Origin of the sequence: Streptomyces sp. BI87 (assembly GCF_025957665.1) — a bacterium.
GTDB classification, from domain to species: Bacteria; Actinomycetota; Actinomycetes; order Streptomycetales; family Streptomycetaceae; genus Streptomyces; species Streptomyces albidoflavus.
This window is the reverse complement of record NZ_CP110079.1, coordinates 1,825,696-1,846,722: the sequence shown is the minus strand read 5'-3', so window position 1 is coordinate 1,846,722 and position 21,027 is coordinate 1,825,696. Positions and strand designations below refer to the sequence as shown.

The window sequence follows — 21,027 nt, the reverse complement described above, 5'->3', positions numbered from 1 at the left end:
GCGCCGCCCCTACTCGAAGTACTTCAGACTCCACCCGGTGTCCGTCTCGGCCCCGGGCACCCCGCTCCGCCGGTAGGTCGTCTCGCCCCACCAGGTGAACGTCCCCGTGTACCAGTGCCGGTTCTCCCACGCGTACGGCGTCCCCTTGGCCACCGCGTGGAACATCGACGGGAACCGCGGCCCGGCCGGTGGGCTCGTCGCGATGTCACCGTCGAGCAGGACGAAGCTGTGGTGCCCGGGCCCGTCGACGTACAGCGTCGGGTCCCACCCCTGCATCATCGTCTCCCGGTGCGAACCGAAGAGGCACCCGTTGGACTTGTACCAGTCCCAGACGTACGTCGGGTCCCCGCCCTTGCGCAGCCGCAGATCGGCGATGCAGTACTGGTCGCTCCAGCTCCCGTTGGCCGAATAGGCGATGTGGAGCTGCCCGTTCGGGTCCATGACCGGTTCGGGCCCCTCGTTGATGAACGGGTTCCCGACCACCCGCTCCCAGCTCTCCCTCGGCTGCGAGATGACGTACCGCGGCCCGGTCGGCTCGGTCGGGCTGTTCATCCGCGCGAGGTAGAGGTTCTGTTCCACATTGGTGTCCCCCTCCCACCCCGACCACACGAACCACCGCTGCCCCTCGAAGGTGAACAGGGTCCCGTCGATCGCCCACTTGTCCTCCGGCAACGCCAGCTTGGCCGCACCCCCGTACCCCTGGTCAGCCTGCGCGGAACTGATCACATACATCCGGTGCGCGGCCCCCCGCCCCGCCGCGAAGTAGATGTAGTACCGCCCCCCGTCCCGCACGATCTCCGGCGCCCACACCTCCCCGAGCCCCGCCGAATCCGCCCACACCTGCCGCCCCTCGGCCCCGGCCAGCCCCTCGGTCGACGAAGCCTGCCGCACGACGAGCCCGCCACCGGCGGACTGCACGGAGATGTACGTACTTCCCACCCGGATGACGCTGGGATCGGCGGCCCGCATGACCTGCCCGGCGGCAGCGGGGGATGCGGTGGCGAGGCCGAGGCCTGCGGCGAGGGCGCAGGAGAGCAGGGCGCCGACGAGCGCCCGAATCCGTCGAGAGGAGGTCATGGCTTCATCCTTCGGTCGTCGTCGTGCCGGAGGTGCTCGCGCCCTTACATCGATGGAAGTCGGTGAACGCAGCATCCTGAACGGGTGTGTCCATGTCAATCATGTGGGCGGCGGCCGGTCGGCCACCTGGCCGGAACGGCACCCTTTCTCCCGCTTACGCCCTTCGTCACCCTGGCGGGAGCGACTGGCTCGGCGGTGACAGAGTGCGGGGGTGCTCGTGGTCTACGTTCCGGTACTGAAGGGCAAGGCGGGCGAGTTCTACGCGCTGGCGCACACCTCGCCAACCGTGCGGCGACACATCCGCCCTGTCATGGAACTCGTCCCGGACGACCAGGTCCGCGACCTCCTGGAGACCTTCTGCGACCACGCGATGAACTACGTGCCGAACCACATGGTGCTCACCGTGGACTGCGGCGCTCTGTCGCCGGCGCGCGTGCTCGAAGGAGACGTGGGCGGCCCGGTCGCGCGGGTCAGTGAGGCGCTGGGACTCCGGGACCGGCCCATGTGCCCCGTCTTCCGGCCGTCCGACAGGGCGGACGTGCTGAGCGAAGTCGCGCAGGCGGCGGCGGTGCACGGCCATGGCGCCTGTCTTCGGGTCTCCGTGCCCGCGGTCGGCGCCGAAGCCCTCCCGGACGAGGGGCGGGTGGACGCCCTGCTTGCCTCCGTCCGGCTGGAGCCGGGGGAGGTCGACCTCTTCCTCGACGCGGGACCGGTGACGGGCCCTTCACGGAACACGCTGACCTCGCGGGTGCTCGACGCCCTCAAGTCGCTGCCCGGCCGGCCCTGGCGCAGCGTCTGCCTGGCCTCGGGCGCCTTCCCCGTCAACCTCACCGGTTTCCCCAGGAGCAGGGCGACCCCGGTGGTCCGGGAGGACGCGAGGCTCTGGCTCGACATCACCGAGAGATGGAGCGGTACGCCGCTGGACTACGGCGACTTCGGGGTGACACACCCCGGAATGCCGCCCAGAAGTCGCGGGAGACCTGACCCCAACATGCGGTACACCACCGGCTCCGACTGGCAGGTGTTCGTCTACCCGAGGGCCAAGGCGGGCAACGACGACTTCTTCGACCTGAGCGCGGACCTCGTCAGCTCCCCCTGCTGGCCCGCCACCGGAGCCGCCACCTCCTGGGGCGACGAACGCCTGGAGGACTGCGCGGTCCGCCGACGCGACAAGGCGGGCGGCGCGACACAGTGGCGCGCCTGGGCCACCTCACACCACCTGGCGGTGGTGACCTCCCGCCTCGCCCGCGACGGCGTTCCGTGACGGCCGTCGGCACAACACGAAAGGGCGGGAGCCAGTGAACCTGACTCCCGCCCTCTTCTGTCGGCATCCGCCTTGCTCAGCTTGCTGTTCCGCTGATCTGGCGAGTGCCCCCGGCAGGATTCGAACCTGCGCACACGGCTCCGGAGGGCCCTTCCGATTCCGGCGTTTGTGCAGGTCACAGGCTCATAGGCAGTCAACGGCGCGCAACCCGTCCACAGATAGTCCACGGCTGACCTGTGTACTACAGAGGCCGGTAGCAACCGAGCGCCACCGACGCCGGCACAGCGACGACCCCGGCGCCTTAGACCTGGGCCGTCCCCTCGCGGCGCTTGATAGCTTTGGACTCTTGGTCAGCCCCCTCACGAAAGCCCCACGTCAGACCGGTCGTCTGTGGTGACACTGGCCATCTGTCCGATCATACGTTCGAATAGTCGCATTGCGTCCACAGCTTCACCCGCCCACTTACCAGTGACAGTGCGGGTCGATACGCTGAGACTGTCTGGGGGAGAGTCTCGTCCGCCACGCCACCCGCCAACGCGCTAGGTAAGCGCTTGGTCTAACGTGGAAGGGACTAGACGAAAGGGGGCACCATGGGGAACGCACACGACGTAGCGGCATACATCCTGACGAAGACCGGTCCACTGTCCGCGATGAAGCTGCAGAAGTTGTGCTACTACTCCCAGGCTTGGTCCCTCGTCTGGGATGAGCAGCCCCTCTTCGATGAACGCATCGAGGCCTGGGCGAATGGGCCGGTGGTGCGCGCCCTGTATGCGCAACACCGAGGCCAGTTCACGATCCACAACTGGCCGTCCGGTGATCCCGCCCAGCTCAGCCCTGACCAGAAGGCCACGATTGACGCAGTGATTGACGCTTACGCGAAGCTCACTGCCCAGCAGCTCAGTGACCTCACACACAGCGAGCGCCCGTGGATCGACGCTCGCGACGGCATTCCGCCGACTGAACGCAGCGAAGCGGAGATCACGCCGGAGTCGATGCAGTCCTTCTATGTATCTCTGGCCAGCCGAAACGACACAGAGAGCGTCTGATAGGTCACGTCAGGGGGGCGTGTGGGAGGGAACAACAAGAGACCTGCTAACAAGCGGGTCCCAATGGCTGCTGTGCCGTCCGCCCCGGAGCGCGTCCCCCGTCGCCTCCGGGGCGTCGCTGTGCCCGGCGAAATGGACGAGCAACACCCGGTGTGGCGGACTTCCCTGCTGGATCGCCTGCACGATGGGTCGTGGTCATGGAAGATCACCGATCAGACACTGTTGAAGATCGTAGACTTTCTGTCGGAGATGGAACGTCTCACCTGGCGAGAGATACGACAGCAGCAGACCGGTGGTCGGCGCCGCGGGCCCAAGCACAAGTCGATCCCCCGCGATCACCTGTGCAAGGAAGCGCAGGACCGACTGGTTGAGCTGCAGCTCGACGACTTCGATGAGCTGTTCCGCTTCCGCACCGGCAACATGGAGCGCCTCTGGGGAGTCCTCTCTAGTGACAGCCCTCGGATCTTCTATCCGATCTGGTGGGATCCCGACCACAAGGTATGTCCCAGCAAGGACCAGTGACCCTGCTCCACCCTTAGGTGGATCCGGAGGTCGCGCGCGCTTCGCGAGTTACAGCAAGTCAGGCGCGTGGCGCACCAGCCCGAAGACGCCGCAAGACGACACCCTCAAGGTTGCAAGCGCCTAGCAGGATCGAGGATTTAGGGTTCCGCGACCAGTCGAACGTCCTCGTTTGGCGTACCTTAATGACCATGGTTGACAAGGGGCGGGACGAAGCAACCACGTGCAGGGACTACGTGCTTCCACGTCTGAAGGACGAGTCGGGTTGGTTGCCTGGTCAGATCAAGGAGCAAGTTCCGGTTACGGCAGGGCGGATCGTACGTGCCGGCCGATCTCATCGCCGACAGCGGCCTCTCCAGGCCGACTTCGTTCTGGAGATAGCTGAAGGCGTCCCAGTGGCAGTTGTTGAAGCAAAGCGCGAGTTCTCTGACCCTCGGGACGGCCTGCAGCAGGCCAAGGCGTACGCCGAGCAGCTCGATCTGCCGGTGGCCATCTCTACCAATGGCCACGGCGTCGCCATGTTCAACTTCGTTACCGGGGAGGAGACGAACCCCGCGTACTTCCCTCGTCCGGACGAGCTGTGGGCGTTGTTCCTGAACCATCAGGGCGTCACCGATAGCAACGTCGCAGATGTGCTGCGGGAGCCCTTCAGCCGTGTGCTCAAGCACGCTGACGGAACGCCGAAGGAGCCCCGTTACTACCAACGTATCGCCATCCACCGGGCGGTAGCCGCCTGCCTCAGCGGGCAGCGCGACCGCTTGCTGCTCACCATGGCGACTGGCACCGGCAAGACGTTCACGGCGATGCAGATCGTATGGAAGCTGATGCAGTACTGGGAACACACGGGGCAGGCGGGCCTGAAGCGTGTGCTCTATCTGACCGACCGCGACAGTCTCATCGAGCAGCCGATGCGAAACGACTTCACACCCGTCTTCGGTGAGGCGGTTCATCGCATCCGAGGCGAAAAGGATACCGCGCGAAGCGTCTACTTTGCCACCTACCAGGCGCTCACCACTGTGGCACGCGGCGACTTGTTCAGGGAATATCCGACCGATTTCTTCGATTTGGTCATCGTCGACGAATGCCACCGCGGTAGCGCCAGCGAGCAGTCAAGCTGGCGAGCGATACTCAAGCACTTTAGCCCAGCGATACAGCTTGGTCTGACTGCTACCCCGAAGCGCGCTGCGAACATCGACACCTATAAGTACTTTGGTGAACCGCTTTATACGTACTCCCTCAAACAGGGCATCGCGGATGGCTATCTAGCGCCCTACCGTGTACGTCGGGTCGTACTCAGCCCGGATGCCGAGGGGGTACGCATCACAGCTGGTGAGCTTGATAAATACCAGCGGGAAATTCCCGAGGGTGTTTATGAGACCAAGGATTTTGAGCGCATTATTTCGCTGTTGAAGCGGACCGATGCGGCGGCTCGGTACCTTACGGACTACCTCCATGACACTGACCGCATGGGAAAGATGGTTATTTTCTGCGTCGACTCCGACCACGCCCTCGACATGCGCCAGGCTATGACGAACGCCAACAAGGACATGGCGCGCATCCATAAGGACTATGCAGGGCGCATTGTGAGTAAAGAGGGTGACTGGGGCAAGAAGTTGCTGGAGCAGTTCCAGGATCCTGAGACGCTGGCCCCCGTTGTGGCCACGACGTCCCGCATGCTGTCAACGGGAGTCGACATCCCGACCCTCCGCACTGTGGTGCTCTTCCGGCCGATTGGGTCAGTGCACGAGTTCAAGCAGATTATCGGCCGTGGCACCCGGCTCGCCGAGGACTACGACAAGCTGTCATTCGAGATCATCGACTTTGTTGGCGCCACCATCCTCTTCGAGGATCCGGAGTTTGACGGACCGGCGGAGCACGAGATCGAGGAGACAATCGACGACGCCGGGCAGGTGGTCTGCACCCCGGAGTCGAAGGCTCCTGAGTCTGATGCCTCAGAGTCAGCACCGCCCGATGAGGATCAGCCCATAACTCCGGTACCGCCTCGCAAGTTCGTGGTCGACGACACGGAGGTAGAGGTCACCGCTGAGGGGGTGTGGATGACAGAACCCGGTAGCGATCAGCTTCGGCTCGTCGAGTATCGCGACTATGCCCAGGGGGTGGTGCGGAGGCTTTTCCCTGGGCCGGACAAACTGCGTAGCCGGTGGCGAACGGCTCCTTCACGGAGTGAGATCGCCGAGGCCCTAGGAGCCCGGGGCGTCGCTCTGGACGAGCTGTGCCAGCGGACAGGGTTGACCGACGCTGACCCCTTGGACGTGCTGGTTCACGTGGCCTGGAACGAGCCGGCCATCAGCCGTCACGAGCGGGTGCATCGAGCCAAGCGAGCCCAAAACGACTTCTTCCAGCGGTTGCCGGAGGAAGCCAGGGCTGTCATCGACGAACTCCTCGACCGGTACGCGGTGCACGGTGCTGGCGAGTTGGAGAGGCTTGAGGTCCTCAAGCTTGAGCCGATGCGCCGGCATGGTTCGCTTCGAGAGATCGCGAGCCTCTTTGGAGGGCCGGAGCGGCTCCGTCAGACCTGGGATGAGCTTCAGAAAGTACTCTACGCGGCCTGAGAGCGACTACCCTCCCGAAGGCGGGGACGAAGCTTCGAGCCCTCACAGAAGCCCCCGCAGCCGCTGATCCCAAGGCTTGAATCGGCCTGCCCGGTGCCGAGCCTTACCGTCCTGTCCCGGAGAGAACCCACGTGAGTACTCTGTTCAATCTGCCTGATGAGACCACTGCGCGTTCAGCAGGTGACCGACGTGCCAAGGTCGCTGATCTCAATTCCATCATCAAGCGGGCACGAGACATCATGCGGAAGGACTCTGGTCTGAACGGAGACATCGAGCGCATTCCACAGTTCTCTTGGCTGCTCTTCCTGAAAGCTCTGGATGCCCAAGAGGAAGATCGAGAAGATTTTGGAGAGGGCCCCTTCGAGCCGCTCATTGAGGAGCCATATCGATGGCGAGACTGGGCTGGCTGCCCCGAGAAAGAGCGTCTAACGGGTGACAAACTCACTGAATTTGTCAACGTTGATCTTTTGCCGTATCTAGCCCGACGGTCCGGATCGCCTGAGTTGGACGTCATCGGGACGATTTTCAAGGAAGTGCAGAACCGGATGCGATCCGGCTACCTGCTGCGCTCTGTGGTAGACACCATCGCAGGTATCGATTTTCATGCTCAGGACGAGATCTACACCATGGCTCACGTCTATGAGTCGATGCTTCAGGAGTTGCGTGACGCGGCTGGCGATTCAGGTGAGTTTTATACGCCGCGCGCTGTAGTACGCTTTATGGTTCGAATGTCAGCTCCTAAGCCCCATGAGACGGTACTCGACCCAGCCTGTGGCACCGGGGGGTTCCTCGTGGAAGCCTCAGAATATCTGCGGAAGCAGTATGCCGAGGAGATGAGTGCCACAGAAGCTGACGCCATTGATGGAAATTTGCGTGGCATTGAGAAGAAGTCCCTGCCGTATCTATTGGCCACCATGAACCTGTTGCTGCATGGCGTCAATCGTCCTAATTTGACACTGGACAATACGTTGCAGCACCCGATTGCCTCCCACCGCCATCATCGGGTTGATGTGATCCTCACGAATCCCCCATTCGGTGGTGAAGAAGAATCGAGGGTCCTGAAGAATTTTCCAACCGACAAGCGGACCACTGACACGGCCTGGCTCTTCCTGCAAGTCATCATGGAGCGATTGAAGGAGGGAGGGCGCTGCGCCGTCGTCGTGCCGAACAACATCCTTTTTGAGGGTGGGGTTGGTGAAAAGGTGCGTCGGCAGATGTTGGACAACTTCGACCTGCACACTGTCCTTCGGCTTCCGAACGGCGTTTTTGCGCCGTACACGCTCATCCCGTCTAACGTACTTTTTTTCGACCGGACTGGTCCGACCAAAGCCACCTGGTTTTACGAGGTGCCGCTCCCTGATGGTCGACGCAACTTCACTAAGACGAAGCCGATGACGGACGCCCACCTCGCTGATGTTGAAGCTTGGTGGGGCGGCGTAGAGCGCAACGGCCGAATTGAGAACCGTCATGCGTGGCGCGTGCCGCGCAGAGACCTCAACGAGCTTCTTGATCTGGACTTGCGAAACCCCTATCAAGACGAAGCCAAAGTGCATCGAGAGCCCAGCGTGATCATTGAGGATCTTATCCAAACCGAGGAACGCATTCTCTCCCTGCTGAGGAAGGTGCAGAACGACTTGGCGGGTGGCGAACGGTGAAGCTCCTCAGCGAAGCTCTAACACTCTCCGTTGACGCGGTCACTGTATCGCCCAATGATCGCTTCGACATTGCTGGTGTCTATGGTTTCGGTCGAGGTTTGTTCACTCGCGAACCTATTAAGGGCAGCGATACCAGCTACCCGAAGCTGCATCGGCTACACGCTGGAGATGTGGTGCTAAGCCGCCTCAAGGCATTCGAAGGCGCCATTGCGGTGATTCCTCCGCACCTTGACGGCTGGTTTCTTTCTCCAGAGTTTCCCACCTTTTCCATTGACGCTGATGTAGCGGAGCCGGCTTACCTCCAGCATCTCTTTCGATGGCCTGGCTTTTGGGAACTTTTGCGCGGGGAGTCCAAGGGCGTAGGGGCTCGGCGCGAGCGAGTTAGCGCTCAGCGCGTCTTGTCGATCAAGGTTCCGCTGCCCGATCGAGATGCCCAACAGTTGATCGTTGAGAAGCTCGATGGCCTGCATGAGACGCGAGAGCATTGTGTACAGGAGACTGAGCGGGCCGGATCGCTCGTGAAGGAGCTGCACGACGCGATTTTTCGCCGAGTCCAAGCTCCAGAAGTTCCCGTTGGCAGAGTGGCAGCCTTGCAGCGTCGTCCCGTGACTGTGACGTCTGATACTCACTACAAGCAGATTGGCGTGCGCTCTTTCGGGAAGGGTATCTTCCATAAAGAGGCTGTCACCGCAGACGAGTTGGGGAATAAGAAAGTATTCGAGATTCATCCAGGTGAGCTGGTACTCAGCAACGTGTTCGCCTGGGAGGGTGCCATCGCTCTCGCTGGTGAGAATGAGAAAGGGATGATCGGCTCTCACCGGTTCATGACCTACGCTCCCATCGACGACCAAGCCGATATGGGCTATCTCCGATACTTCCTTCTGAGCGACGAAGGGCTGAGGATGATTCAGAAAGCCTCACCAGGAGCAGCCGGAAGGAATCGCACCCTTGGTATCAAGGCATTTGAGAGGACGTCGGTTCCTTTGCCGTCCGACGTGGATGATCAACGACGGATCGCCAAGCAGCTAGATCAGGCGTATCAGGCGCTTTCGGGCATGGAGCAGCGTAATAAGGAAGTTGATTCTTTGTATCAGGCCGCTCTAAACGAAGCATTCGGTGCATCTGTCGCGGCGTGAGGCGCTCCGAAAATAGACTTCCGCGCGCTGAGATTCGTTGAGTTCGTCAGCCCAGTCCGCAGTTGCAGACGGCGTGAGGGCGGCGTAGCGGCTTTGGGCTGGAGCTGCTTTGGCGCGAGTGATCATGGCCCCGTAAGCTTCCGGCGCGTCGGGCAGTCTGTGGACCTGCCCGGTAAAGCACGACGTTGGGGCCATGATCTTCGAGGCTCGTGCCAAAGTGGCTGCCTAAAGCCGTGGAGCCGACCGCCCCAGCCATGACGAATCCCTTCTCTGGCGTTAGGCGGCTGATTGCTATGCGCGCGGTACGGGCGCCGGCCGGGCTGGAGCGGGGCGGAGACAGGAGCGCAGGCCCGGCCGGGGGCTGGGCCGCGCGCGGTGAGCGGAGCGAGCCGCCTTGAACCAGTAGAGAAAGTTGTAACTCAATCTGTGGTGCGGGGCTTGAAGCTGTGGGCACAGGCTGGGAGTTCAGCGTTCCGCCGGTGCGCGAGGGGTAGGAAGAGGACTGGCCTGATCGACCATGCGATGCGGACGTCGGCATGCGCGATGGTCACTGTGCACGGCTCGGAGCGCAGGAGGGCTCTTCGGGTCTCGATGCGTTCGTCGCGCAGCCATGCCCATGCTTCGTCCGATGCGTCGGAGTCGAGCGCCGGTGAGATGGTGCGTAGGGCGATGGCCACCCACCGGTCTGCTTGGGGCGCCGAGTACGCGTCGAAGGAGGCCAGGAGCGTCGGCCCCTCTGTAGTGGTGACGTCCTCGGTCCAGCATTCGCACCAGTAGCCGCGGGTGGGCCCGTTCATGAGGTCGCTCCCGTCGGGTGGGCCACGAGTACGTAGCGGGTGCTCTCGTCGTAGAGGGTGACTTGGTAGCCGGTGCCTGCGGTCAGGTAGGCGAGGGCTCGTTCGTGCTCTGCCCCGTCCGTCAGCCAGTGCAGTCCGGGCTGCGCGTAGGTGGCGTCGAGCTGGTCGGTGATGTGGCGCGTGCGCTCCTGTAACCAACGCAGGGCCAGGCGTGGGCTGCTGGCCTCCTGTGATCCCAGTGGGATGGAATGCACTTCGTTCAGGGGGTAGGCGGCGGCCCGGCAGTGGCATGGAGAGGGGCGCTTGCCGACGTTCGGCGTCTCAGGGGAAGTGGACGTCAGCACGGGCGTCCCCCTGCCGGGTGGGCTCGGGTGATGAGTTCCGCGGTGACCGTGCAGCCGCCGTGGCTGTCGTGGACGACGACCCGGTGAGCGAGTGCGCTGACCATGTCCAGGCCCCGGCCGTGCTCGGCCTGGTCGTCCTGGTGCTCGGCCTTGGGGGCCGTGCCGGTGCCTCCTTCGTCCGTCACCGATAGGGCGATCACCTGCGGCGAGACCGCCACGGCCAGATGGAAGCTGCCGGAGACCCGGCCACTGGCGGTGTGAAGGATCGCGTTCGTGCTCAGCTCGCTCACGATCAGCTCGGCGTCATCGGCCAGAGGGAAGCCGCGCAGGATGTCCCGCGTCCAGCGGCGGGCCCGGCTGACCTCTTCCGGGCATCCTGGGCAAGACAGTCCCCAGACCCGGACCGTACTCGTATACTCGTGCATACAAGTTCCTTCGTGCTGGTAGGCCGCCATGTGCAGCGGGTTCGGGCTAGACGAGTTTCACGCCGTCGTGGGCGCGGACGGCCGGCGGGGATGCCGCGTCGAGTGCGTCAAGCACGCGGATCGCGTACGCCTCGTCGGTGAGTTCGATGACTTCTTCGCGGGTGGCCCAGTGCAGGGCGCGGGTCTCGTCCCCCGTGGTGGGAGTGCCGTCGGCTGCCTGGCAGCGGAAGACGAGGGAGATGATCAGGCCCGTCATGTTCTTGTAGACGCCGGTCAGGCTCGCGGGAAGCTCGATCTTGATGCCGGTCTCTTCGAGTACTTCGCGCTGAAGAGCCTCGGGAATGGTCTCCTCACGTTCGAGGACTCCGCCCGGGGGTTCCCAGTGGCCGTTGTCACGGCGCTTGATCAGGAGGGCTCGACCTTGGTCATCGACTATGACCCCGGCGACGCTCACGGAGTGCGGGCGTTCTGTGCTCACGTTCCTCGGCCCTCTCGGCTGACTAGGCTCTCCACCGTAGCAACAACACTCGCCCACTCGTCTAGATACCTAAAGGAGTACGTGTGACGTCTCTACCGAGCATTCTCGGCGGCCTCGATCCGACCAGTGATCGTGCCGTCTTCCGGCAGATCGCCGACCAGCTACGGGAGGCCATCGACCGTGGGCGGTTCAAGGAGGGGGAGAAGCTGCCCTCCGAGGCTGAATTGGTCGAGCACTACGGGGTTTCCCGGATGACCGTCCGGAACTCCTTCTCGATCCTCCAGGGCGAGGGCCTGGTGCACGCCGAACACGGTAAGGGCGTCTTCGTCCGTCCCCGGCCTCCGGTGCGCCGCCTCGCCTCCGACCGGTTCGCCCGGCGCCACCGTGAGCAGGGCAAGTCCGCGTTCATCGTGGAGGCTGACGCCGCCGGCAGTCACCCCACCGTGGACAGTCTGGAGGTGAAGGAGGAGAAGGCCAGCCAGGACATCTCCACCCGGCTCGGGGCCGTGCGGCGCGTGCTCGCCCGGCGTCGCCGGTACCTGCTCGACGGCCGGCCGGTCGAGTTCGCCGCGTCGTACCTCCCTCTCGACATCGCCCGCGGTACGCAGATCGCCGAACCCAACCCAGGACCCGGCGGTATCTACGCCCGCCTCGAGGAACTGGGCCACCAGCTCGACCACTTCGAGGAGGAGATCAGGGCGCGTATGCCTTCGCCATCCGAAGTGAAGACGCTGCAACTGGCCGCCGGTGTGCCGGTGATCCACCTGATCCGTACCGCCTTCGACGCTGCGGGGCGGGCCGTGGAGGTCTGCGACACGGTGATGGCGGCGGACGCGTACGTCCTCTCCTACCAACTTCCGGCGACCTGATCGGCGGTGCGCGAGGCCACTTCCTCGGACTCGTACACACCGACACGCATACTCGTATAGACGAGTGGGCAAGTTGTGTGGCAGGGTGATCCCGTTCCCGGCGCCGTCGGGTTCGAAGGATGCATCTTGTCTAGACGAGTAGATGGGAGGAAGCCTTGCGCACCATCCGTGTGGAGACCTCGGCCGCGACGATCCTGCTGACCGAGGCACCCGAGCCGAAGGTCCGCGACCGGCAGTCGGGCGAGATCGCGAAGGATGCCGTCAGCGGTGAGGCGCTGATGACGATCGGCGTCGTGTACATCGAGGAGGGGGAGTCGTCCCTGATCAAGGTGACCGTTCCGGAAAGCGGGGTGTCGGAAGGGCTCGCCCTCGGTGCCCCGGTGTCCCTGCCGGGCCTGATCGCCCGGCCGTGGGAGAGCGTGTTCAACGGCCAGCAGCGCCACGGCATCGCCTTCCGGGCCGCCGCCGTCACCCCGGCCGCCTTCCCGGCCGCCATGGGGGCCACGGCCTGATGACCGACCTGGCAACGCTTCTGGAGGTGGGTGGTCCCGTTGCCGCACTCGGCGGTGGGGCCGCCTACGCCCGGGCGCGACACCCCGGCGTCTACTGGTCCACGGTCGGCTTACCGGTGTCCACGGTTCGGCTGCTCAGCTCCTACGGCTCCGTGATGGAAGCGTGTGGGCTGACCGTGGCCCCCTCGCGGCTGCGGGTCCTGGCGGTCAAGGCCACCACCCGCCGTGAGGTCCGGCCCGTACCGCCGCGTCGGGGGATCATCCGGCCGACCACGACGGGGCTGCGGGTCCGCCTGCGGCTCGCCCCGGGACAGGAACCCGCCGACGTGGCCGCCTCCGCCGAACGGCTGCGGCACGCCTGGGGCGTTCACGCCGTCTACGTGACCACGATCAAGCCGGGCGTGGTCGAACTGCGGCTCGTCGGCTTCGACGTGCTGCGGCGGGTGCGCATGCCGCGCAAGCTCCGCCCGGACATCCTCCGGGTGCCGGTCGCGCTGCGCGAGGACGCCACTCCATTCGTACGCGACTACCGCACTGTGCCACACCAACTCACGCTCGGCGCAACGCTGTCCGGCAAGTCCATGTACCTGCGTCACCTCGTCGCCGGCCTCGCCCGCCAACCCGTCGCCCTGGTCGGCATCGACTGCAAGCGGGGCGTGGAACTGGCGCCCTTCGCCCCGCGCCTGTCGGCGCTCGCCACCGACCCGGAGCAGGCCGCCGAGCTGCTGCCCGTGCTGATCAGGGAAATGGAGGACCGGTACGACCTGATCAAGGCCCGGCAGGGCATCGCGCCGAGCACCCCGGACGAGGAGATCACCTCCGACATCTGGGGCCTGCCCGAGCACGAACGCCCGGTGCCCGTCGTGCTGTTCGTCGACGAGGTGGCCGAACTCTTCCTCGTCGCCACGAAGAAGGACGAGGAACGGCGGGACGAGATGGTCACCCAGCTCATCCGTCTCGCCCAGCTCGGCCGCGCCGCCGGCATCTACCTGGAGGTCTGCGGACAGCGCTTCGGCGCCGAACTGGGCAAGGGCGCGACCATGCTGCGGGCCCAGTTGACCGGCCGCGTCTGCCACCGCGTCAACGACGAAGCCTCCGCCAAGATGGCACTCGGCGACATCGCCCCCGAAGCGGTTGCCGCTGCCTGCGCCATCGCCCCCGAACGGCCCGGCCTCGCCGTGGCCGGTGACACCTCCGGCGGCTGGTCCCGCATCCGCACGCCGTACCTCTCCCTCGGCGATGCCGCCGAGACCTGCCGCGAGTCGGCCCACCTGGTCCCCGACCTGCCCGCGCTCAAGCGCTTCCGGCCCGACGTTCCCGTACGGCCGCCCGTCGAGACACCGGGCTCGGTCGTGCGGCCCCGCCCGGTGACTGACTGACCCGCTTTCGCACGCATCCCCGGTCGGCGTGACCGCCTCACGCCATGTCCCTACCCCTCCCATGCCCGAACCCGGAAGGAGCCGCAGCATGCGCGCCCACCTGGCCCGTGTCGACGCGGTGCTCGTCCAAGCGGTCATCGCCGCCGCGCTGTCCTTCGCCCACCTGCACGATGTCGCCTCGGCGGCCGGACAGGACGGGTGGAAGGCGTGGGCCTATCCCGTCTCGGTCGACCTGCTGCTCGTCGCCGCCTGGCGCCGACTGCGGTCCGGCGACGCGAAAGCGGCCGGGTGGTGCTGGTTCCTGATCGCCCTCGCCGCGTCCCTAGGCGCGAACGTCGCCACCGCCGGGCTGCTCGACCTGGACCACGTGCCGGCCTGGCTCCGCATCCTCGTCGCGGGATGGCCCGCGGTCGCCTTCCTCGGCGGAACCCTCCTCGCCCACTCGTCACCGACCACGCACGACGAGACCAGTGACGCCGTGGGCCAGGAGACGTCCGAGGACATCGAGGACCAGGAGGACGCGCCCGATCCCGCACCGGAACCCCCGGCGCCTCCGGCAGTCGAGCCGGTACCGGCTCCGGCCCCGCCGCCGATCACTGTCCCGGCCGCCCTGGTCGAGCACGCCCGCAAAGTCGCCGCCGAGCACCACGCCCGCACCGGAGCGGCCATCGACACCCCGACCCTGCGCGCCCGCCTTGGCGTCCCGCCGCCCATGGCCGACGCCATCACCGCCCAGCTCTGAGAGGAGACCCACGTGAGCGCCAACCGCCGCTTCCGCTGCGTCACCCGCATCGGCCCCGTCCAGGTCGGCACGTCCTACGACGGCCGCGGCCGGGAGAAGCACACCGCTGCCTGCACGGCCCCGCGCTGCGGCTTCTCCGCCGACTACGACAGCCGCGCCGCCGCCGAACTGGGCGCCCGTACCCACCGCTGCCCCGTCCGCTGAAAGGACCCACACACCGTGACCGTCAGCCTGCCGCTCGTCGTCCTCCTCGGCTTCTTCGCCTGGGGAGCGGTCAAGTTCCTCGGCGTCCGCACGTGGATCGTCGTTCTGATCGCCCTCTTCGGCTTCTGGCTCTCGGACACCTTCCTGGCCCCCGCCATCGAGTCCGGCACGCGCTCCGGCGTGGACATCGTCAACAGCTCACATGACTAGACGAGTAGATGAGGAGAGCTTCGCAGTGTTCCTGCCCAAGTACCCCGACAGTCCGACGCCGCCGCCCGCGCACCCCCACACCGTGGCCGACCAGATGCCCGCTCGGCGGTCGGCTCCTCAGATCTCCGTCAGCACCGGAGCGGTCGCGGCCGTCCTCGTCGGCGGCGTCGTGCTGACCGCGCTCCTGGCCGCCGTCGCCGTCACGGCCGTCTCCGTGGCCGTCGCCGCCGTGGTCCTGCGCTCGCTGCTCCGCGACCAGCACCGCCGCTGACGCACCGGACCCCCGGGGCGGCCTCGATACCGCCAAGCATCCGCCGCCCCGGGGGCCGTCTCCCTCCAGCCGAACCAGAAGGAGAAAGCCATCATCACCCGCGCCACTCCGCCCCCGCTCCGCGAACTCGGCGAACTGGCCGCCCTCGGCACCATGCCCGCACTCCTGCGTCAGCTCGCCGGCCTCGGCGGCTGCACGCACCCGATCCGCCTCGACGGCCACCGCACCGAGTACACCGTCGACACCCGCACCGGCGAGATCGGCGACGCCCTCCACCACCTCGACTCCTCCAGCCTCCCGGCCGGTCACCTCCTGGTCCGCTGCAACAACCGCCGCACCACCCGGTGCGCGGCCTGCGCCGAGGTGTACCGCCGCGACACCTTCCACCTGATCACCTCCGGCCTGCGCGGCGGCAAGGGTGTCCCCGAACGCGTCGCCGCCCACCCGCGCGTCTTCGCCACCTTCACCGCGCCCAGCTTCGGCCCGGTCCACAACCGCCCCACCGGCCCGGCCGGTTCGGTCCGCCGCTGCCGCTGCGGCGCGTTCCACGACCAGGACGACCCCACCCTCGGCACCCCGCTCGACCCGGACACCTACGACTACGAAGCGGCCGTGCTCTGGAACGCGCACGCCGGTCCGCTGTGGCGGCGCTTCTCGATCTACCTGCGACGGGAAGTCGCCAAGCGCGCCGGCCTCACGCAACGGGCCTTCCGCGAGTACGCCCGGGTGTCCTTCGCCAAGGTCGCCGAGTACCAGAAGCGCGGGGCCGTCCACTTCCACGCCGTCATCCGCATCGACGGCCCCGAGGGCGGCGACACCCCGCCTCCCGCCTGGGCCACCGCCGAGCTGCTGACCGACGCCATCCAGGCCGCCGCTGCCGCCGCCCGTGTGGACGGTCCGGTCATCGACGGCCGGGCTCACGTCTTCGCCTTTGGCCGTCAGCTCGACGTCCGCACCATCCGCTCGGCCGACTTCGACGGCGGCCAGGAGCTGACAGAGCGGGCCGTCGCCGCCTACATCGCCAAGTACGCCACCAAGGGCGCCGAGACTGCCACGGGAGCTCTCGACCGGCCGCTGAAGTTCCTCGCCGAACTCGCCCAGCTCGACATCAGCGACCACGCCCGCCGGCTCATCCGCACCGCCTGGACCCTCGGCGCCCGCAAGGACCTCGAACATCTCCGCCTGCGGGCCTGGGCCCACATGCTCGGCTTCCGCGGCCACTTCTCCACCAAGTCCCGCCGCTACTCCACCACCCTCGGCGCCCTCCGCGACGCCCGCGCCGAATGGCGCCGCGCACAGGCCCTGGCAGCTGACGGGACCGACCCGGACACGACCCTCGTCCTCGTCCACTGGGTCTATGCCGGAACCGGTCTCACCAACGCCGAAGCCTGGCTCGCCGAAACCCTCGAACCCGCCTCCGGAACGGAAGGAGAACCGACATGGACCACCGTCGCGATGAGCTGATGACTGTTCGCCAAGTCCTGGATGAGCTGGGTGGTGTTTCTCGCCGGACGTTCTACCGGTGGCGAGAGCTGGGGCAGGGCCCCGCTGCGTTCAAGCTGCCCAACGGGGAGCTCCGGGTGTGGCGGAGTGACTTCACCGCCTGGCTGCGGCAGTTGGAGGCGGCGGCATGAAGTCTCTCGACGTAAAGGTGTGGGGTGTTCGGAAGAGGAACACCAAGAAGTCGTCCTATGACGTCCGGTGGACCGTTGCCGGGAACGTGTTCTCCGAACAGTTCCGCACCAAGGGGCTTGCGGACCATTACCGTTCCAAGTTGCTTCGCGCCGCTCATGCCGGTGAAGAGTTCGCCACAGAGACAGGGCTGCCCGATTCGATGGTCGAAAAGGCGGCCTCGATGACCTGGTACGCCTTCGCCTTGAAGTACCTCGCCATGAAGTGGCCTCACGCGGCGCCGAACACGCGCAAGGGGATCAATGAGGCTCTGACCGCCGTGACGATGGCCCTCCTCGACGAGCGTCCGGGGCAGCCGTCCGAGGAGCTGATCAGAAGGGCGCTTCGCACCTGGGCTTTCGTCCTTCCCGGGCCGGACGAGCGCGAATTGCCGACCGAGATCGCGAACACCTTGCACTGGGTGGCCAAGGCGTCGCGTCCGCTCTCGGACCTCGGTGACGCTGCGATCGGCAGGGCCGTCCTGGATTCGCTCAAGCTGAAGCTCGACGGGACGGCGGCAGCCGCAGAGACCGTCCGACGCAAGCGCCGGACGCTCGTCAATGCGCTGCACTATGCAGTAGATCTCGGGGAGTTCGCAGAGAACCCGATTACAGGCATCCGCTGGAAGAAACCGAAGGTGGCCGGGGAAGTCGACCCTCGGGTGGTCGCCAATCCCGTACAAGCCCGTTCCATGCTGACGGCAGTCTCATACGTCGGTGGGTACAGCCGGGCACGTGGCCGCCGACTCGTCGGCCTATTCGCCTGCATGTACTACGGCGCCTTGCGTCCAGCTGAGGCCGTCGGCCTCACCTATGCGGATTTGAAGCTGCCCGAGGCTGGCTGGGGAACGGTGCTGCTGAACCGGACACGTCCCAGCGTCGGGAAGCAATGGACGGACTCGGGTGAAACTCATGATGACCGGGGTCTCAAGAACCGTCCCGTGGAAGAGGTCCGGCTCGTCCCAATCCCGCCCCAGCTCGTCGCCATCCTCCGGCAGCACCTCGACACGTTCGGCACCGCCAAGGACGGGCGGTTGTTCACCAGCGAGCGCGGGGGAGTGGTCGGCTCATCCACGTACTACCGCGTTTGGCAGGAGGCCCGGGCGCTGGCGCTTCCGCCGGCCGTGGTCGCCTCTCCGCTCGCGGCTCGACCGTACGACCTCCGGCACTCGGCTCTGTCGACCTGGCTCAACTCCGGGGTGGACCCGACGGAAGTCGCGGAACGTGCAGGCAACAGCGTGGAGGTCCTGCTAAGCCGGTACGCCAAGTGCATCGACGGTCGGCAGGAGATCGCCAACCGCAAGATTGAGGAGCTGTTGCGCGAGTACGAGTGATCACGCACACGTAGGTCGTCAGCCCTCCAGCCCGCTCGGGCAGGAGGGCTTTCGCCGTCTCTCGGCCATGTGCCGTTGGTCGTTGGTTGCCATCTGCACCTGCCGCGTCGTGTTCCGTCCCGCTGGTGGTCGACTGCCTCAAGGGATTCGTCCGGTTGGCGCTCTACGCCGGGAGTACCGGGCTAACGACCCTCAAGGTATGGGGGCCTTAGATGAGAAGCCGCGGCGGTTGGATGGTGGGCAGTCCCGGTGTCCGCACTGTGGGCTGTTAGGGGATTGGGTGGCGACCCTTGAGCATGACTGGGTGCTGCTGGAGCCGGACATGCGTCCGCTGGCCCACACGGTGCCGGCGGACCGCCGATGGATCGAGCTGTCCGACGGGCGGGTGACGGTCTACGGAGTGTGTCCACCGGATCAGTTCCAGCGGTGCCGTATCGAGCACGATCTTGCTTGTCCGGCGCAGCCTCTGCCCGATCTGTGGCCGTGGCTGACGAGCTTGCGGATTGAGAACGCGCGGCGAGTCGAGCGGGGGGACGATCCGGAGCCGCCTCCGCCTTCGGAGCTCTGGCCAGATGCGGGCTGAGGCCGGCGCCAGAAACTGGGGCACTGACCAGGGCGGATGCTCCAAAGCCCTGTCCACGAATAGTCCACAGACCCTGTCCTAGGGGTGCTCAGGCCTGCATCTCGCTGCACATACGCGAAGACCCCGCTCTCAGCGTTTCCGCTGGTGACGGGGTCTTTGGGCACCTAATCGATGGTGCCCCCGGCAGGATTCGAACCTGCGCACACGGCTCCGGAGGCCGTTGCTCTATCCCCTGAGCTACGGGGGCGTTCGCCGGTGTTGCTCGGCGACGGGTTGAACACTACCAGCTCGTGGGGGGTGGGTCGGAACGGGTTTCGTGGGGAGGTGGGGCGGGTCACCCGGAGGGGGTGGAAGTGGGGAAAACGGGGGCGGCGGGGGAGGGGGCGTCCTACTCTCTGGGGTGTGCCAGGCATGTGCGGCCGAGTGCTTGTCGTCGACGACAACAAGGTGATTCGGCAACTGATCAGGGTCAACCTTGAGCTGGAGGGCTTCGAGGTGGTGACCGCGGTCGACGGTGCCGAGTGCCTGGACATGGTGCACCGGGTGCGGCCGGACGTCGTGACGCTGGACGTGGTCATGCCGCGGCTCGACGGGGTGCGGACCGCGGCGCGGCTGCGGGCCGACGAGCGGACGCGGGACGTGCCGATCGTGATGGTCAGCGGGTGCGACGGAGGCGGGGCCGCCCAGGGGGCCGCCGACGCCGAGGTGGACGCCTTCCTGGCCAAGCCGTTCGACCCCCAGGAGCTGGTGCGGGTCGTCGGGCAGTTGCGGGAGCGGCGCAGGGTGCTGGAGGGCCGGGACCCCGGTGACCGGGGTGACGAGGACGAAGGCGAGTTCCCCGAGGGTGCGGGACGCGCCCAGGGCTGAGACCCAGGCCGCGCGCCGGGGTGAGCCTCATCCCACCCCGCCCACCATCCGGAACCAATTCGCCTCGGCGCCCCCGACCTCCCTACCCTTGCTCTGTGACCCCCGCCGACCTCTCCCGTGCCGTGCTCAGCGCGGTGCGTTCCGCTGTGGACGGGGGAGAGCTGGCGGTCGCCGTGCCCGAGCGGGTGGTGGTGGAGCGGCCCGGGCCCGGTGGGGCGGGGGAGTGGGCGAGCAATGTGGCGCTGCGGCTGGCCCGGGAGGCCGGGCGGTCGCCGCGCGAGGTTGCCGAGGTGCTGCGGGGCCGGCTGGCCGCCGCCCCGGGGATCGCCGGGGTCGAGGTGACCGGGCCCGGTTTTCTGAACGTGACGCTGGCGGGGGATTCCGTGGGCGCTCTGGTGGCCCGGATCGCCGCCGAGGGGGAGGTGTACGGCTCGGGGGACGCGCTGCGTGATGCCGCGCCCGTCGCCGTACCGGACGGGAGTGAGCTGCGGGCCCGGGTCGTCGCCGAGGCGGCCGGGCGGCTGGTGCGGGCGCAGGGCGGGAGTGTGCGGGGCGGGGGAGCCGCGCCGGTGCCGGCCAGGCCGGGGCTGCACAGTGAGGCTGTGCTGGGGGCCGACGGGGTGAGGTGGGCGCTGTTGCATCCCGCGCCGCACGATCTGCCTCACGGGGCCGAGGTGCTGGAGCAGCGGGCGCGTAATCCGCTCTTCCGGGTGCGGTACGCGCATGCCCGCGGCCGGGGGCTGGTGGCGGGTGGGGCCGCGCTCGGCGTCGTGCCCGGGGCCGGGCCCGTGGGCGGGGAGGCCGCGCGGGTGCTCGCGGGGCTGCTCGGGGAGCAGCCGGCCGTGCTGGTGGCGGCGGCGCGCAAGGGGGCTCCCGACCGGGTCGCGCGGCAGCTGGTCGTCCTGGCCGACGCCTTCTTCGACTTCCACGACAGCTGCGACGTGCTGCCCCGTGGCGGGGAGAAACCCGGGGCCGCCCACCGCGCCCGGCTCGCGCTCGCCGAAGCCGCCGGGACGGTGCTGGCCGGCGGCCTGTCCCTGCTCGGCATCAGCGCACCCGACCACCTGTGAAC

Annotated in this window: 24 protein-coding genes and 1 tRNA gene; 19 read left to right on the top strand and 6 right to left on the bottom strand. The window is 66.7% G+C overall.

Annotation, left to right across the window (positions count from 1 at the left end; genetic code table 11):
* Positions 1 to 9: 9 nt before the first annotated feature.
* On the bottom strand, positions 10 to 1,077 hold the full coding sequence (locus OIM89_RS07905; RefSeq protein ID WP_047467244.1) for a glycoside hydrolase family 43 protein: 1,068 nt from the start codon (positions 1,075 to 1,077) through the stop codon (positions 10 to 12).
* A gap of 211 nt (positions 1,078 to 1,288) precedes the next feature.
* Here OIM89_RS07905 and OIM89_RS07900 point away from each other — a divergent pair, with 211 nt between their 5' ends.
* The 6 genes from OIM89_RS07900 (at position 1,289) to OIM89_RS07875 (ending at position 9,270) form a co-directional block, all read left to right on the top strand.
* Positions 1,289 to 2,341: a beta family protein gene (locus tag OIM89_RS07900; protein ID WP_226964416.1), complete on the top strand. Its 1,053-nt coding sequence runs from the start codon at positions 1,289 to 1,291 to the stop codon at positions 2,339 to 2,341.
* A 650-nt stretch (positions 2,342 to 2,991) separates the two neighbouring features.
* Positions 2,992 to 3,387: a Panacea domain-containing protein gene (locus OIM89_RS07895; RefSeq protein WP_264491111.1), complete on the top strand. Its 396-nt coding sequence runs from the start codon at positions 2,992 to 2,994 to the stop codon at positions 3,385 to 3,387.
* A gap of 132 nt (positions 3,388 to 3,519) precedes the next feature.
* Positions 3,520 to 3,909: a hypothetical protein gene (locus OIM89_RS07890; protein WP_264491110.1), complete on the top strand. Its 390-nt coding sequence runs from the start codon at positions 3,520 to 3,522 to the stop codon at positions 3,907 to 3,909.
* Positions 3,910 to 4,097: 188 nt separating this feature from the next.
* Positions 4,098 to 6,479, top strand: coding sequence for an EcoAI/FtnUII family type I restriction enzme subunit R (gene hsdR, locus OIM89_RS07885; protein ID WP_264491109.1), 2,382 nt, complete (start codon positions 4,098 to 4,100; stop codon positions 6,477 to 6,479).
* 131 nt (positions 6,480 to 6,610) lie between these two features.
* Positions 6,611 to 8,134, top strand: a complete 1,524-nt coding sequence (locus OIM89_RS07880; protein ID WP_264491108.1) for a type I restriction-modification system subunit M — start codon at positions 6,611 to 6,613, stop codon at positions 8,132 to 8,134.
* Entirely contained in the window at positions 8,131 to 9,270 is a 1,140-nt protein-coding gene (locus tag OIM89_RS07875; RefSeq protein ID WP_264491107.1) for a restriction endonuclease subunit S, read from the top strand. Before OIM89_RS07880 ends, OIM89_RS07875 begins: the two co-directional genes overlap by 4 nt.
* A gap of 419 nt (positions 9,271 to 9,689) precedes the next feature.
* Here the strand turns inward: OIM89_RS07875 and OIM89_RS07870 are convergent, their stop codons facing one another.
* The 4 genes from OIM89_RS07870 to OIM89_RS07855 all read right to left on the bottom strand — a co-directional run bounded on the left by OIM89_RS07870 (position 9,690) and on the right by OIM89_RS07855 (position 11,290).
* A complete protein-coding gene (locus OIM89_RS07870) occupies positions 9,690 to 10,067 on the bottom strand; it encodes a hypothetical protein (protein ID WP_264491106.1) in 378 nt (125 codons plus the stop codon).
* Positions 10,064 to 10,321 (bottom strand): hypothetical protein, encoded by a 258-nt coding sequence (locus tag OIM89_RS07865; protein ID WP_264491105.1) that lies wholly within the window; start codon positions 10,319 to 10,321, stop codon positions 10,064 to 10,066. Before OIM89_RS07865 ends, OIM89_RS07870 begins: the two co-directional genes overlap by 4 nt.
* An 83-nt stretch (positions 10,322 to 10,404) precedes the next feature.
* Positions 10,405 to 10,836 carry an ATP-binding protein gene (locus OIM89_RS07860; protein ID WP_264491104.1) on the bottom strand — a complete coding sequence of 144 codons (432 nt, stop codon included), beginning with the start codon at positions 10,834 to 10,836 and terminating at the stop codon, positions 10,405 to 10,407.
* Between the two features lie 46 nt (positions 10,837 to 10,882).
* Positions 10,883 to 11,290: an NUDIX hydrolase gene (locus tag OIM89_RS07855; protein ID WP_264491775.1), complete on the bottom strand. Its 408-nt coding sequence runs from the start codon at positions 11,288 to 11,290 to the stop codon at positions 10,883 to 10,885.
* Between the two features lie 107 nt (positions 11,291 to 11,397).
* Here OIM89_RS07855 and OIM89_RS07850 point away from each other — a divergent pair, with 107 nt between their 5' ends.
* From OIM89_RS07850 to OIM89_RS07800, 11 genes are all read left to right on the top strand, one after another.
* Positions 11,398 to 12,183 carry a GntR family transcriptional regulator gene (locus OIM89_RS07850; RefSeq protein ID WP_264491103.1) on the top strand — a complete coding sequence of 262 codons (786 nt, stop codon included), beginning with the start codon at positions 11,398 to 11,400 and terminating at the stop codon, positions 12,181 to 12,183.
* 155 nt (positions 12,184 to 12,338) lie between these two features.
* Entirely contained in the window at positions 12,339 to 12,695 is a 357-nt protein-coding gene (locus OIM89_RS07845) for a hypothetical protein (RefSeq protein ID WP_161243473.1), read from the top strand.
* Positions 12,695 to 14,074: an FtsK/SpoIIIE domain-containing protein gene (locus OIM89_RS07840; RefSeq protein WP_264491102.1), complete on the top strand. Its 1,380-nt coding sequence runs from the start codon at positions 12,695 to 12,697 to the stop codon at positions 14,072 to 14,074. The genes OIM89_RS07845 and OIM89_RS07840 overlap by 1 nt, the downstream gene beginning before the upstream one ends.
* 88 nt (positions 14,075 to 14,162) lie before the next feature.
* Positions 14,163 to 14,816 (top strand): DUF2637 domain-containing protein, encoded by a 654-nt coding sequence (locus tag OIM89_RS07835; protein WP_264491101.1) that lies wholly within the window; start codon positions 14,163 to 14,165, stop codon positions 14,814 to 14,816.
* A gap of 12 nt (positions 14,817 to 14,828) precedes the next feature.
* Positions 14,829 to 15,020, top strand: coding sequence for a mobile element transfer protein (locus tag OIM89_RS07830; RefSeq protein WP_264491100.1), 192 nt, complete (start codon positions 14,829 to 14,831; stop codon positions 15,018 to 15,020).
* Between the two features lie 15 nt (positions 15,021 to 15,035).
* Entirely contained in the window at positions 15,036 to 15,230 is a 195-nt protein-coding gene (locus OIM89_RS07825; protein WP_264491099.1) for a hypothetical protein, read from the top strand.
* 25 nt (positions 15,231 to 15,255) lie between these two features.
* A complete protein-coding gene (locus OIM89_RS07820; protein WP_264491098.1) occupies positions 15,256 to 15,501 on the top strand; it encodes a SpdD protein in 246 nt (81 codons plus the stop codon).
* A gap of 153 nt (positions 15,502 to 15,654) precedes the next feature.
* Positions 15,655 to 16,965 (top strand): replication initiator, encoded by a 1,311-nt coding sequence (locus OIM89_RS07815; RefSeq protein ID WP_264491097.1) that lies wholly within the window; start codon positions 15,655 to 15,657, stop codon positions 16,963 to 16,965.
* Positions 16,965 to 17,135, top strand: coding sequence for a helix-turn-helix transcriptional regulator (locus OIM89_RS07810; RefSeq protein ID WP_240509707.1), 171 nt, complete (start codon positions 16,965 to 16,967; stop codon positions 17,133 to 17,135). The genes OIM89_RS07815 and OIM89_RS07810 overlap by 1 nt, the downstream gene beginning before the upstream one ends.
* Positions 17,132 to 18,505, top strand: a complete 1,374-nt coding sequence (locus tag OIM89_RS07805) for a tyrosine-type recombinase/integrase (RefSeq protein ID WP_264491096.1) — start codon at positions 17,132 to 17,134, stop codon at positions 18,503 to 18,505. Before OIM89_RS07810 ends, OIM89_RS07805 begins: the two co-directional genes overlap by 4 nt.
* A 67-nt stretch (positions 18,506 to 18,572) precedes the next feature.
* Entirely contained in the window at positions 18,573 to 19,088 is a 516-nt protein-coding gene (locus OIM89_RS07800; protein ID WP_319802326.1) for a DUF6083 domain-containing protein, read from the top strand.
* Between the two features lie 172 nt (positions 19,089 to 19,260).
* Here OIM89_RS07800 and OIM89_RS07795 read toward each other — a convergent pair.
* A tRNA-Arg gene (locus OIM89_RS07795) sits at positions 19,261 to 19,335 on the bottom strand.
* Positions 19,336 to 19,499: 164 nt separating this feature from the next.
* Here OIM89_RS07795 and OIM89_RS07790 point away from each other — a divergent pair.
* Positions 19,500 to 19,955 carry a response regulator gene (locus OIM89_RS07790; RefSeq protein WP_047467241.1) on the top strand — a complete coding sequence of 152 codons (456 nt, stop codon included), beginning with the start codon at positions 19,500 to 19,502 and terminating at the stop codon, positions 19,953 to 19,955.
* Positions 19,956 to 20,050: 95 nt separating this feature from the next.
* A complete protein-coding gene (gene nrtL, locus OIM89_RS07785) occupies positions 20,051 to 21,025 on the top strand; it encodes an ArgS-related anticodon-binding protein NrtL (protein WP_264491095.1) in 975 nt (324 codons plus the stop codon).
* Positions 21,026 to 21,027 lie beyond the last annotated feature (2 nt).